This is a genomic window from Psychrobacter sp. A3, assembly GCF_028823565.1.
Taxonomy (GTDB): domain Bacteria; phylum Pseudomonadota; class Gammaproteobacteria; order Pseudomonadales; family Moraxellaceae; genus Psychrobacter; species Psychrobacter celer.
The window spans coordinates 1-12,625 of record NZ_JAPEHS010000075.1; the positions used below are offsets into that span (position 1 = coordinate 1).

Annotated in this window: 8 protein-coding genes, 1 other RNA gene and 1 pseudogene; 5 read left to right on the forward strand and 5 right to left on the reverse strand. The window is 47.9% G+C overall.

The window, feature by feature from the left end; translation table 11 throughout:
- A partial coding sequence (locus NK638_RS09805; protein ID WP_274632876.1) for a phosphoglycerate kinase occupies nucleotides 1–1,133 on the reverse strand: 1,133 nt, incomplete at its 3' end.
- A gap of 458 nt (nucleotides 1,134–1,591) precedes the next feature.
- Between NK638_RS09805 and NK638_RS09810 the strand changes: the two genes are divergently transcribed.
- Nucleotides 1,592–1,921 carry a TraR/DksA family transcriptional regulator gene (locus tag NK638_RS09810; RefSeq protein ID WP_075100661.1) on the forward strand — a complete coding sequence of 110 codons (330 nt, stop codon included), beginning with the start codon at nucleotides 1,592–1,594 and terminating at the stop codon, nucleotides 1,919–1,921.
- 101 nt (nucleotides 1,922–2,022) lie between these two features.
- Here the strand turns inward: NK638_RS09810 and NK638_RS09815 are convergent, their stop codons facing one another.
- Complete coding sequence (locus NK638_RS09815; RefSeq protein ID WP_274632877.1) at nucleotides 2,023–2,703, reverse strand: thiamine phosphate synthase; 681 nt, start codon at nucleotides 2,701–2,703, stop codon at nucleotides 2,023–2,025.
- Between the two features lie 134 nt (nucleotides 2,704–2,837).
- On the reverse strand, nucleotides 2,838–3,926 hold the full coding sequence (locus tag NK638_RS09820) for a serine hydrolase (RefSeq protein WP_274632878.1): 1,089 nt from the start codon (nucleotides 3,924–3,926) through the stop codon (nucleotides 2,838–2,840).
- Nucleotides 3,927–4,338: 412 nt separating this feature from the next.
- Here NK638_RS09820 and NK638_RS09825 point away from each other — a divergent pair, with 412 nt between their 5' ends.
- From NK638_RS09825 to NK638_RS12535, 3 genes and pseudogenes are all read left to right on the forward strand, one after another.
- Nucleotides 4,339–4,974 (forward strand): response regulator, encoded by a 636-nt coding sequence (locus tag NK638_RS09825; RefSeq protein ID WP_274632879.1) that lies wholly within the window; start codon nucleotides 4,339–4,341, stop codon nucleotides 4,972–4,974.
- 92 nt (nucleotides 4,975–5,066) lie between these two features.
- Nucleotides 5,067–6,836, forward strand: a complete 1,770-nt coding sequence (locus NK638_RS09830; RefSeq protein WP_274632880.1) for a sensor histidine kinase — start codon at nucleotides 5,067–5,069, stop codon at nucleotides 6,834–6,836.
- A 130-nt stretch (nucleotides 6,837–6,966) separates the two neighbouring features.
- Nucleotides 6,967–8,663, forward strand: a pseudogene (locus NK638_RS12535) (sigma 54-interacting transcriptional regulator).
- A 52-nt stretch (nucleotides 8,664–8,715) separates the two neighbouring features.
- Here NK638_RS12535 and NK638_RS09845 read toward each other — a convergent pair.
- Both NK638_RS09845 and gpmI read right to left on the reverse strand, forming a co-directional pair.
- Nucleotides 8,716–10,170 carry a S41 family peptidase gene (locus NK638_RS09845; RefSeq protein WP_274632883.1) on the reverse strand — a complete coding sequence of 485 codons (1,455 nt, stop codon included), beginning with the start codon at nucleotides 10,168–10,170 and terminating at the stop codon, nucleotides 8,716–8,718.
- 374 nt (nucleotides 10,171–10,544) lie between these two features.
- Nucleotides 10,545–12,200, reverse strand: coding sequence for a 2,3-bisphosphoglycerate-independent phosphoglycerate mutase (gene gpmI / locus NK638_RS09850; protein WP_274632884.1), 1,656 nt, complete (start codon nucleotides 12,198–12,200; stop codon nucleotides 10,545–10,547).
- A 166-nt stretch (nucleotides 12,201–12,366) separates the two neighbouring features.
- On the opposite strand from gpmI, the gene ssrS reads away from it, so the two are divergent.
- Nucleotides 12,367–12,562: non-coding RNA, 6S RNA (gene ssrS / locus NK638_RS09855), on the forward strand.
- Nucleotides 12,563–12,625: the final 63 nt, after the last annotated feature.

A 12,625-nucleotide genomic window follows, 5' to 3' on the forward strand; every position in this document is an offset into this window, starting at 1 on the left:
CCACCTGTAGACATATAACTGACGCCGTCCGCCACTTGATATTTATCAATGGCAGCTAGCGTATCACCGCCGCCTGCGATAGAAAACCCAGCACTATCTTTGACCGCTGCGGCCAATATCTGCGTACCCTGCCCAAAAGCATCCACTTCAAAAACTCCAACTGGACCATTCCATAAAATGGTCTTGGCATTGATGATAGCCTCAGCCAAGCGCTCAGCGCTTTTTGGCGCGATGTCCAATATCATGTCGTTGTCGCCGATAGCATCGACCGACTTAATGGTCGCAGTGGCTTGTTGTAATGAGCCAGTAAAGTCGGCAAAGTCAATATCGCCTTTATCAGCCACCACCACAAACTCAGGCAATAAAATCTCAGTTTTGCTCATAATATCGCGAGCGCTATCGATCAAATCCGCTTCATACAATGATGCACCAACGCTATGACCTTGCGCCGCCAAAAATGTATTGGCAATACCGCCACCAACGATGATTTGGCTACATACCTCAGCTAAGCTATGCAGCACTTCAAGCTTGGTCGATACCTTTGAGCCACCCACGATAGCCAGCATCGGCTGAGCTGGTGTTTCTAACGCCAAACTTAGCGCATCAAGCTCTGCGGCCAACAACGGCCCTGCGCAGACCTTTTTGCCTGCTTGGTGCATGGCTTGAGTGACGCCCTCTGTCGATGCTTGCGCGCGATGCGCGGTACCAAAGGCATCCATCACAAACACATCGCACAAATCTGCGTATTTTTTTGCCAAAGCAGCTTCGTTTTTCTTCTCGCCTTTGTTAAAACGGACGTTTTCTAGTAGCACCACTTCACCTGCTTTGATAGACACGCCTTGAGTCAGATAGTCAGTGTCTAACCGCACAGGTGCAGCCAGCTTGTCGCTAAGATAATCAGCGACCGGTGCCAATGAATAAATGGCTTCAGGGCTGCCTTCGGTTGGCCGCCCAAGATGTGAGCAGACAATCGCAGCCGCGCCTTTTTTTAGCGCCATCTTAATGGTAGGTAAGCTTGCTTGCAGGCGCGCATCACTGCTGACTTTGCCATCTTTGATTGGCACGTTTAAGTCTTCTCGAATCAATACAACCTTGTCCGTTAAGCTCAGCTCACTCATACGCAAAAAATTCATTAACTGCTCCTCTACATCATCTATTGTTAATCTACAGTGGACTGCTCGATAAGTCCTACTACCACATATTTATGGTCAATCCTAAATAAAACTGACACCATCGATACGATGCCGCACTATGCCGCCTGAGTGGTAGCGCTCAGGCCGATCAAAAACACTCTAGTAAGAATTTGTGGCGGTGTATTCTAGCAGTTTTCTGCCACGCTCTCCTATCAAAGCGTGGATTAAATATTACTCAGCAGACAATCACACAAAACCAGCTCGACAAACTGATGATAAAAATCAGAATTTTATAAAACCAGTAACATTTCGTGGTGGCACTCATGGATTGCGCTGTTTATGATAAATCTACACTATGATGACCTTAGGCCAGACCAGAATAACCGCAGGCTCTGCCAAACACAGGCGCTGGCCTAACTGTTTAGTGAATAATAACAAAAACCTACTAGGAGAAAACCATGAGTATCGATCTAAAAACGGCAAAACAAAACCTATTAAAACTCAAAGAAGAGTACGAAACTCGCATCGACAAAATCGAAGAACATATCCAAAACCCACAGGACGACCTCAATGAGCACTGGGAAGACCAAGCCATCTCCTACCGTCAAAACGACATGCGAAAAAACCTCATGGCTGAGGCGCGTCAAAGTCTAATTTATGTAGAAAACGCGCTAAGCCGTATCGAAAACGGTAGTTATGGAGAGTGCGAAGTATGCGGCGAGCCAATCGAAGAGCAGCGCCTAGAAGCCCTGCCCTATGCTACGTTATGTATGCAACACGCCAAATAGCGAATGGCTTTTGACTTATCCGTGTGACTTATTTCGTCTTGTGGCTTATATAGTTAACCTACTTTAGGGCGATTTTATATTGAGTTGACGATACTTGGCCATCAGGCCTTTACGTCACCGGCAGCGGTATGCCACTTTGCAAACGCTTGCTGCCACTGCTGACAACGAGGTGCTATCTGCGCAATAGGCAAATCCATAATATCTCCAACGACAGCCACATATTTGATGGGCAAACCTGCCAGCGCGCCGACATTCTCAGCACTTAACCCACCTATCACGCAGATATCGATGCCTTGCTGGCAGCCTTCTTTTAGCTGCTGATACGAGATGGTATCGGCTTTGGGCTTGGTCGTAGAAGCAAAAACAGCACCCATGGCCGCATAGTCTGCGCCTTGCTGCTTGGCTTCTTTGACCAGCGCCACTTGTCCATGACACGTACGACCGATAATCTGATCCGGACTTATTTGGCGCTTGGCATCGACCATCTTGCCATCTTGCTGACCTAGGTGTACCCCGACACCGAGCTTGGCCGCCAGCGCACTATCATCATTGATCACGACTGGTACCTGATATCTTCGTGCCAGCTCGACAATTTGCTTGGCTTCTGCCAACAGTGTTGCCGCACCATCTGGCAATGCCGCTGTTTTTTTACGGCGTACTTGCAGCAGACCGACCAGCCCTGTTGCCAGCGCGGCCTCTAGCTTTTGATAGAGTCGCTCAAACTCATCGTCGTTCGTCAGTAAATAAAGCTGAGGTACGACAGCCGATTGCAAGTGATTCATACCACGAGTATCCTTTTTGATATAAAAAAGGCCGTTATATTATATAACAGCCCTTTGAATTATTTTACCTGTCTATTTTTGATCTATATACGTGCGTATGTGTGTTTGTATACTGACATCAGTGTCATCCGCACTTATACAGTACGACGCGTGGCCAAGCTGTTTAAGATATTTTTGGCATCGCCCCAGCGCGTGGCTGAGCTGTTTGCGCCCAAAATAACAATAATGGCTGGGCGGTTATTGACCCTCGTTTCCATGACCACACAGCGCCCTGCTTCATTGATAAAGCCGGTCTTTGAGATACCAATAGGATAGCCACCCTCACGTACTAAGCTGCTGGTATTGTTGGCTTTATATGTACGGTTGCCGCGAGAGTAATTTGATACAAAGAAATCATAGCTTTTGGTGGTGGAGAAGCGGCGAATCACATCGTAGTTACCCGCAGCGCGCACCATCTTGACCAAATCATTTGATGATGCCACATTGCGCTTGTCAAGACCCGTTGGATCACCAAAAAAGGCAGTCGTCATACCCAAGTCTTGCGCTTTGCGGTTCATCGCTCGCATAAAAGCACTATATCCACCTGGATAGTTACGCGCCAGACTCTTTGCGGCTGGGTTTTCTGACTTCATCAAGGCCATGAGTAACATTTCGGCACGGTTGAGGCGATCTCCTACTTTTAGACGAGAGCTTGCACGTTTGGGGCCGACAAAGTCTTCTGCGTCTAAGATAATCTCTTCACGCATATCCAGACCGGCATCTAGTACCACCATCGCGGTCATGACCTTGGTGATACTGGCCATTGGACGGGCAATATCCGCGTCTTTTTCGTAGATAGACTCGCCTGTTTCAGCATCAATCACAGCCACACTACGCGAGTCTGTGCTGATCGGAATCATATCACTACTGCCAAAGGCGCCGTGATAGGTGGTGTTGTAGCGATTGCTATTGGTATAGCTATTATTGCTGCTACCAAAGCTGTTGGTATTGGTGATATTGGTGGTGCCATAACCAGTATCGACTTTTTTGATAGCAGAACCTGTCGATTTGTACATAATCTTACGGGCTTCAGACAAGCTATCGGCACCGCCCCAGCTGATACGCGCGCTAGATTCTGTATCAGCGCTACCATTAATCGTAAGTGCAGCTTGTGCCACACCGCCCAAACTCAGTGAAATCATGGCAGCGATCAGTTGCTGTTTGGTTAATGGTAGTTGCTTCATTGTGCCTCCTGCTGTCGCTATCACCCCAGATACATACGATCTGACGCCAAAAACGTTCATAGTGTTTATGAATAGGTTTGTAAGTACTCGTATAGAGTTTTTGTATTTTTAGTGTATCATGGTTTGCTTTTAAGTTTAATGTATCAAGCTGATTTACTGGTTTATTTTGTCCCAATTCAAATTTTGCTACAACCACTTTATATTATAGAAACATTGGTTCACATTTCAGCAATATATCTTAACCCAAAGCATGGCAATTATTCAAAATTTGATATATTAAACAACAACATCCACATAATATATTAGCAGTATTTTACATCGTCAAAAACTAAAAAATACCTTAGACAGTTTTTTGTCTGTGATTTATGCTAGGCAACATCCCTTCTTCTGACAAATAGTAAAGAGTATAGTGATGATTAAAGTATTGGTAGTCGATGATCATGATTTGGTACGTATGGGTATCAGCCGTATGTTGTCAGACAGTGCGGATATTGAGGTGGTCGGTGAGGCCGATAGCGGCGACATGGCGATCAAAATGGCCAAACAGCTGCACCCTGATGTGGTATTACTCGATGTCAATATGCCCAATATTGGCGGGCTTGAAGCCACCAAACGTTTGGTCCAATTGGACATGGGTATCAAGATTTTGGCGGTCAGCAGCATGTCGGCGCAGCCTTATCCTTCTATGCTGATAAAAGCTGGGGTCAACGGTTATATCACCAAAGGCACACCTTTAGACGAAATGATACGGGCGGTAAAAAAAGTCTATCAAGGGGGCCGCTATTTTAGCCAAGATGTCGCAGAGCAGTTAGCAGACGTCTTGCTATCAGACAATGCCGGCTCGCCCTTTGATTTGCTCAGTGATCGCGAAAAACAAGTAGCGATGATGGTCGTCAACTGCCAAAGCCCGCAGCAAATCGCGGATCAGCTGTTTGTCAGTGTCAAAACCATCAATACGTATCGCTACCGTATCTATGAAAAAGTCGGAGTCGATAGCGATGTCAAACTGACACATTTAGCGATCCGTCATGGCCTGATTCAGCCATAATCTTCGCCTACTTGCCTGCTTAGCAAGTCAACCAGCTAAGCCAGACAGCACTGTAAGTCAGCAAGTACTGATTGTCCCATGACGGTGAATTTATGAAACCTGCTATTCGTTTTTTCTCGACCATCACCCGCTCAGCGCCCCCCAATGACACCCTGCCATTGCCGCAGCTGCGTAAATTAGGACTGATTTATAGCAGTTATCGCTTTGCTGTGAGCTTGTTTTCTATGCTCATGGTTTATATCACCGCACGTGCTGATAGCGGCGCGTCTTTGCCCAGTTTTTTGCAACAAACCACCCTGAGCTTTTATGTACTGCTTAGCATGATATTGCTCGGTTTGTTTTATGTGGTCAACAAACACATGCGCCAGCAGCTGGCCTTTGGCTTGGCTTTGGATGTCATCATCTTAAGCTTGCTGCTTTATACCGCAGGTGCGCCTGACTTGCAGCTGACCATGCTATATATGGTAGTGGTAGCGGCAAGCTTTATGCTACTTCACAGCTCTCAAGCATTGATCATCACCTTACTGGCAATTATTTTTGTTATTTATCAGCAGTTTTTTTATGCCATTGCCAATAGCATGAGCTTGACCAACTTAGGCGATGCGCTGCTGATGTCTGCCAGTTTTTTGGCGGTGGGTGGCTTGAGCTGGTCTATCTCGCAGCGCCTAGTGCAGTTAGAAAAAGTGGCCGCCCGTCATGCCAAGGAAGTCGAGCGCCTAAATGTCATCAACCAAGAAGTCATCACTCAAATGGTCAATGGCGTTATTGTCATCGATCAGGCGCATATCGTGCTGGCAAATCTTGCCGCGTATCAGCTGCTCAGTATCCCTCATCGTCCATCACTCACCTTACCTACTACCAGTGAAAGTCGTACGCCAATTGATAGGCGCAGGCTCGATAGCGCATCTGCTGCCCAATTAGCAGATTTTGAAGAGCAGCTTGACGAGCAGCATCCGCAGCTGCTTCAAGCCTGCTTGACTGTCGCAGCAGGACAGTCGCGTACCTTTACTTATGACTTACCTGCCGTGGCCAATGTATCGGTGTTTGGCAAGCTACGTGTACAGATTATCCCTCTAAAAGACGGCAGTAAACTGGTCATGCTCGAAGATTTGCGCCGTGAGCAAGCCAACGCTCAGCAGCTAAAACTGGCGTCTTTAGGACAGCTGACGGCCAGTATTGCTCATGAGATTAGAAACCCACTGGCCACCATCTCACAAGCCAGCCAGTTGCTCATGGAGGACGTCGTAGAAAGCTGTCACCCACCAGCAAATAACATGACAAGCCCTGCACCTGATTATAGTGATGAGCACATCGCAGCCAATCATGAGCTGTATAAAATGATATTTTCGCAGACCAAACGCGTCAATCGCATTATAGAAGACATCTTAAAGCTGTCGCGTCAGCAGCAAGCAAACCAGCAGCCTATCGTACTTGCCGAATGGATGCCTGCGTTTTTAGAAAACCATTTTCAGGGGCATGACGTGTTTTTGCGTGTTAAGACCCAGCCGACCATCTCCTTTGACACCCACCAACTAGAGCAAGTATTGATCAACTTAATCAACAATGGTTTGCGTCATAGTAGCTACGCCCACCCTCATGCCTTTGTGGAAATCGAGATTTATTGTGCAGATAACGATGTTATAATCGATATTTTAGATGGTGGTACTGGGGTCCGCGAGCATGATTTACCGCACTTGTTCAATCCGTTTTTTACCACAGATCAAGCAGGGACAGGACTTGGGTTGTATCTATCACAAGCCTTTTGCGAAGCCAATCAAGCTCGCCTGCTATATGTGCCTGAACACACAAAAACCTGCTTTCGCCTCATCGCACCTGCCATCAATGCCTGCACCCATGTATAAAACGCATTGGTACGACCTTACTATTTGTGTACCAATACCGCACTGATAAGCTGAGCATTTGTAAGCACTCAACTTCAATTGTGATAGATGCTTTGATAATTTTTCGCTACCGAATACGATGAGATGATGTATGACAAAAACCGCGCTAGTCGTTGATGATGAAGTGGATCTGTGCCGATTAATGCAAATCACTTTAACCAAGATGGGCATCAAAAGTGATGTGGCTTATACATTGTCACAAGCAAGAGGCTACTGGCAAGAGCGCGAGTATGACTTTTGCTTAACGGATCTCAAGCTCCCTGACGGCTCAGGTCTGGAGCTGGTCAAAGAAATCAGTGGCAGCACCAATACGCCCATTGCCGTTATTACCGCGCATGGTAGTATGGATTTGGCCATCGAAGCCCTCAAGCTTGGCGCTTTTGATTTTGTCAATAAACCACTTGAGCTGCCGCGCCTGCGCCAACTGGTCGAAAACGCCCTCAAAGTCACTCACCAAGGTGACGACCCCGAGGCCGCTCCTGAGTGTACCCCTGAGCAAAAACTCCTCGATAGTAGGCTGATCGGCGACTCAGCGGTGATGCTACCACTGAAAAACACCATTTTAAAACTGGCGCGCTCGCAAGCACCGGTGTTTTTATCAGGGGCGTCGGGTACAGGTAAGGAAGTGGTCGCCAGACTGATTCATGATCTCAGTCCACGCCGTGATGGTAGCTTTGTACCTGTGAATTGCGGCGCCATACCCTCCGAGCTGATGGAGTCTGAATTTTTTGGCCATAAAAAAGGCAGCTTCACGGGCGCGGTCGCTGACAAACAAGGCCTGTTTCAGCAAGCCAATGGCGGGACTTTATTTTTAGATGAAGTGGCTGACTTGCCGCTAGCGATGCAAGTCAAGCTTCTGCGCGCCATTCAAGAAAAAACGGTAAGAGCCATCGGTGATACCAAAGAGATACCTGTCGATATTCGCATATTGTCTGCAACTCATAAAGATTTGGCCCAGCTGGTGCAGGCTGGCACGTTTCGCCAAGATCTCTACTACCGCATCAACGTCATTGAATTAAAACTACCGACGCTCAACGCGCGCCGTGATGACATACCTGTACTAGCGACACACTTTTTGGCCTTGATCGCTGAAGAGTGGCAATTGGAGAAGCCGCCTGTGAGCGTTTGCAACATCACGACTTTGCAGGCAACGTGCGCGAGCTGCGTAACTTGCTTGAGCGTGCAGTAACCCTAGCAGAAACGCCAAATATCGATGTCAACCATCTGGGCCTGCCAGCGTTGACGCCGGCGGATACAGAGCCGCATGCGGTAAACACAGCTACGCAAGGCACAGCACCAACAGCTGAAACACCTGCCGCCCGCACTCATCCTGCTTCAGCAGACACGCTTTTGCCAAACAGCCCATCGGAGCAAATGGTGCCTATAGACAGCTCAGCAGCACACGATGAGAAGGGACAACCTATGCAAACCCCGACTTCGGCCAGCAACTTGCATCCTTATCGCACTCATACTCAGCACTACCCTTCTGTCATCAAAGGTGCGGCGGCCAATCACCTAAAAACGGCGCAGGGCGACAGCGCCGAAAACATAAAAACGGCCAATCAGGCCGTACAAGCGCCAAACGAGACAAAAAACATCAACAATACAGGCTTACCTGCCCAAGGCTTAGAGCATTATTTACAAGCGCAAGAAAAACAGCTGATCATCACCGCACTAAAGCAAACAGGCTGGAATAAAACCCAAGCCGCTGAACTGCTAGGCACGACTTTTCGCTCTTTACGTTACCGCATGAAAAAACTAGAAATCGATGAAGACCAGCTTGAATAAGGACCAGAGACGATCTATGGCATGGAGGACCATTATATGACTTAGATTAGGCTCACTGTGCGCTGTTGGGCTTTCGGACAAAACGAACGCCTGACGTTAAGGCACGCTCTTTGACCAGCTCAAGAGCCTGCTGTCGCCATGTGCTCTCATTTCCAGAGAGCATCACATCAGGTGTCACCCCGATCTCATCTATCTTTTGACCCGTGGCGGTCATATAGTTGGCGACCGTCAGTTTGACTGCTTGCTCATCGTTTAGCGGAATCACCGACTGTACCGATCCTTTACCATAGCTGACCTCCCCAAGGATAGTGGCGCGCTGCTGCGCCTGCAGGCTGCTGGCAAGCACCTCGGCCGCCGAAGCCGAGTAGCGATTTTGTAGCACCACCATAGGTAGAGGCTTAAGGATGGCCTCACCTGTCGTGGACAGCACGCGCGGCTCGTTTTGGCGCGCTTGTACCTGCACCACATCAGTATCATTCATGAACAGACTGGCGACATTCACCGCCGAGGTAAGCACGCCGCCTGGATTATCACGTAGATCCAACAAAATGCCTGAAACCGGCGCGTCTAGATTGATCAAGCCCTCAAGCAGCCTGTCACGACTATCGTTTTGAAAGGCTGGTAGCCTAACCACCGCAATACCATCGACCAGCTCTATCTCAATGGTTTGCGGATGGCTGTTATTTCGCTGCAAAGTAGTAGTGTGCTTACGGCGACCCGCTTTAGAAGTCACCACATCTACTTGCGTGCCAGCGATACCCGTCAACAGTTGCTCAACGTCGTTGGTTTGGCGATTTTCATCAAGCCTAAACTCACCCACCTGATGCAAATAATCGCCGACTGCGATGCCTTTTTTGTCAGCAGGTGAGTCATCGATGACCTCTGTGATGACCCAGTAGCCTTCTTGTGGCTGATAGCTGACCTTGATACCGACATCGCCTACGTCGCCTTCGGTAAAGGCACGCAGGTTTTCATAAGCCTCGGCATCCAAAAACTCAGCATGACTATCGAGCTTGGTCAACATACCGCTCATGGCATTATTAAACAGCGTCTCGTCGTTGACCGCATCGACATACTCACGGCGCACCAAATCGACCACAGCGACAAAGGTCTTGAGCGTCTCAGGAGAAATGGCATTCAATGACACATGCGCGACCTCCGGCGGTATCGCGGTATCGATTACCTCAGCCTCGTCATTGAGCACGCTTTCATCGGCAACGCTATCTATCGAGTCATCGATGTCGTCGGCTGCCGCTAGCATATCGGCGATATCTGATAGATTGTCTTCTGCAGGATCTATCTCATCCGTATTTAAGCCAATCAGTTGCAGCTTCTGCGCCGAATGATGACTGGGGGCTGCGGCCGCTTGAGAGAAATTGACACCGACCAGCCCTAGCAGCGCTGCCATAAAGACAGGCTTATATACAGCAGGCGTGCTGGATACACGTCTGATATCGCGATTGATTTTTTTGATGAGAAAAGAGCGTATGGCATAAATAGGACGCATAAAATACTCGTATTAATCATAAAATATCGTAATTTTTATTATAAAAATATCTGTGATAGCGACTTTATAAGATAGCATCAAGAGCAGAGCTAAGACTAGTAGTGTATTGCAAACCCTCAGTATTTAAATCGTTAACTGTCATTGGTAGACTGCGGTCGTGACAATAAAAAAATGCCTAAAAATATAGCAAAAAAAAAGGAGAGACAATCATGATCTCTCCTTATAATATGGCGGTACAACGTCTGTCTGTCCTTATCGTACCATAGCCATATTACCGCTACAGTACAACTCACAGCATAGCCACAGTATCGTCATTCACCGCAATGAGCAACACGCCGCTACTCATGAGAATGGCGTATGATCATAAAGCAGACTTACGACGCTGGAATCAGTAGGCTCTTACCTGTCATTTCAGCTGGTGTATCCACACTCATCAGGGTCAAAATAGTTGGAGCGATATCGCTGAGCTTACCCCCATTGCGCACCGTGAGTTTTTGCTCGCCGATATAAATCAGAGGTACCAACTCGGTGGTATGCTGAGTATGCACTTGCCCACTTTCATAGTCCTGCATTTGCTCACAGTTGCCATGATCAGCGGTGATGAGCATATCGCCGCCAGCCGCGCGCACAGCAGTCTCAAGACGGCCAATACAGACATCGAGCGCCTCTACCGCTTGCACCGCGGCATCAAAGATACCCGTGTGTCCGACCATATCACCATTGGCATAGTTGACCACTAGCACATCATACTTGCCAGACTCAATCGCCTCGACCAGCTTATCCGTCACTTCAGGGGCGCTCATTTCAGGCTTCAGATCATAAGTGGCCACATCAGGTGATGGTACTAGGATACGGGTCTCGCCTTCATACTCCTCTTCGCGGCCACCACTAAAGAAAAACGTCACATGAGCGTACTTTTCCGTTTCGGCGATACGTAGCTGCGTTTTGCCAATGTTTTGCAAATACTCGCCAAGGGTGTTGGTCAATGAGGTGGGATGATAAGCGATGCTGGTGTACGGGTTGTCAGCCAGCACATCAGAGTATTTGGTCAGCATGACAAAGGCGGCCAGCTTTGGCTGCTTTTGACGGGCAAACCCTGAAAACTCATGATCTGGCAGCACAAACGCTTGGGTAAGCTCGCGAGCACGATCAGCGCGGAAGTTCATAAAGATCAGCGCATCATTGTCTTCAACTGTATAAGGCACTTCATCACGACCAATCACGGTCGTCGGACTGACAAACTCATCCGTCTCGCGCGCTTTATAAGCGGCTTGTACAGCACCATCGGCACGCGTGGCCAAGCGATCAGCTTTTCCTTCAGTGATCAGCTCATAAGCTTTTTGGACGCGCTCCCAGCGATTGTCACGGTCCATGGCATAATAACGCCCGATGATACTGGCAATCTGTACGCGACCACCTTCGTAGTGGGCGTTGAGCTTACCGATATGATCACGCAAGCGATCGATATATTTGTCAGCAGACTTAGGCGGCGTATCGCGGCCATCTAAAAAACAATGCACAAAGACGTTTTTGGCACCATGCACCAGCGCTGAATGACACATCGCTTCGATATGATCTTGATGCGAGTGCACCCCGCCATCAGAGAGCAAGCCCATGATATGCACATTACCGCCCAAGTCGTTTGCTGCTTTTACTGCATCGACCAGCGCTTGGTTTTTATAAAACTCACGATTGGCAAGCTCATTTGAGATACGCGTTGAGTCTTGATACAGGACGCGGCCAGCGCCGAGGTTCATATGTCCCACTTCTGAGTTGCCAAACTGACCATCTGGTAAACCCACATCTTCTCCAGAGGCAGAGATCAGGCCATGTGGATATTGCTGATAGATTTTATCCAAGTTTGGCATATTGGCCTCAGCAATGGCATTATCCTTATCTTCTTCACGATGACCAAAGCCGTCCAATATCATCAAAACATGCGGTGTTTTTTTATTTTGTCCGCCGTTTTTGTCATTAAGTGGTGCCTGATTGTCGTCGATAGACTCTGATGGTTGCTGGTTCGTGGTCATATATTACCGCTCCTCAAGTGAATGAACGCCTATAATGCTGTCTTAGGGTGTTGAAAGCCCTCTATATTAGCACATATCTGAAAATTGCTGAAAAACTGACAAATTTTCACTACGTAGCAATCTGTAATTGCTACTTGCAATCACACTTTTCATTGGTTAAGATGAAACTATTCTGAAGTGTTGGCTAGTAGATGTTTATTCCCTGAGCCGATAATGCTTTACTAGGATGTGGTACCTATTGCCTCATTGTGTATGCCTGCACCGCTTGCGGTGTATCAGGAAACCTGCAGAGGTAGTGACGCATCCGCCCTGAACTTCACGGTTCATGGGTCACCATCTTACGGCGGCACTTCGGTTGTTCTATTCGGTCTTCTCTTTATTTTATCGCTTGTACAATACAAAGGATAAATAAGCCATCAAGACCA

Coding starts and splice junctions, on each gene's coding strand:
- NK638_RS09825 (WP_274632879.1), top strand. CDS start 4,339: ATGATTAAAGTATTGGTAGTCGATGATCATGATTTGGTACGTATGGGT.
- NK638_RS09815 (WP_274632877.1), bottom strand. CDS start 2,703: ATGAATCACTTGCAATCGGCTGTCGTACCTCAGCTTTATTTACTGACG.
- NK638_RS09830 (WP_274632880.1), top strand. CDS start 5,067: ATGAAACCTGCTATTCGTTTTTTCTCGACCATCACCCGCTCAGCGCCC.
- NK638_RS09820 (WP_274632878.1), bottom strand. CDS start 3,926: ATGAAGCAACTACCATTAACCAAACAGCAACTGATCGCTGCCATGATT.
- NK638_RS09845 (WP_274632883.1), bottom strand. CDS start 10,170: ATGCGTCCTATTTATGCCATACGCTCTTTTCTCATCAAAAAAATCAAT.
- NK638_RS09810 (WP_075100661.1), top strand. CDS start 1,592: ATGAGTATCGATCTAAAAACGGCAAAACAAAACCTATTAAAACTCAAA.
- gpmI (WP_274632884.1), bottom strand. CDS start 12,200: ATGACCACGAACCAGCAACCATCAGAGTCTATCGACGACAATCAGGCA.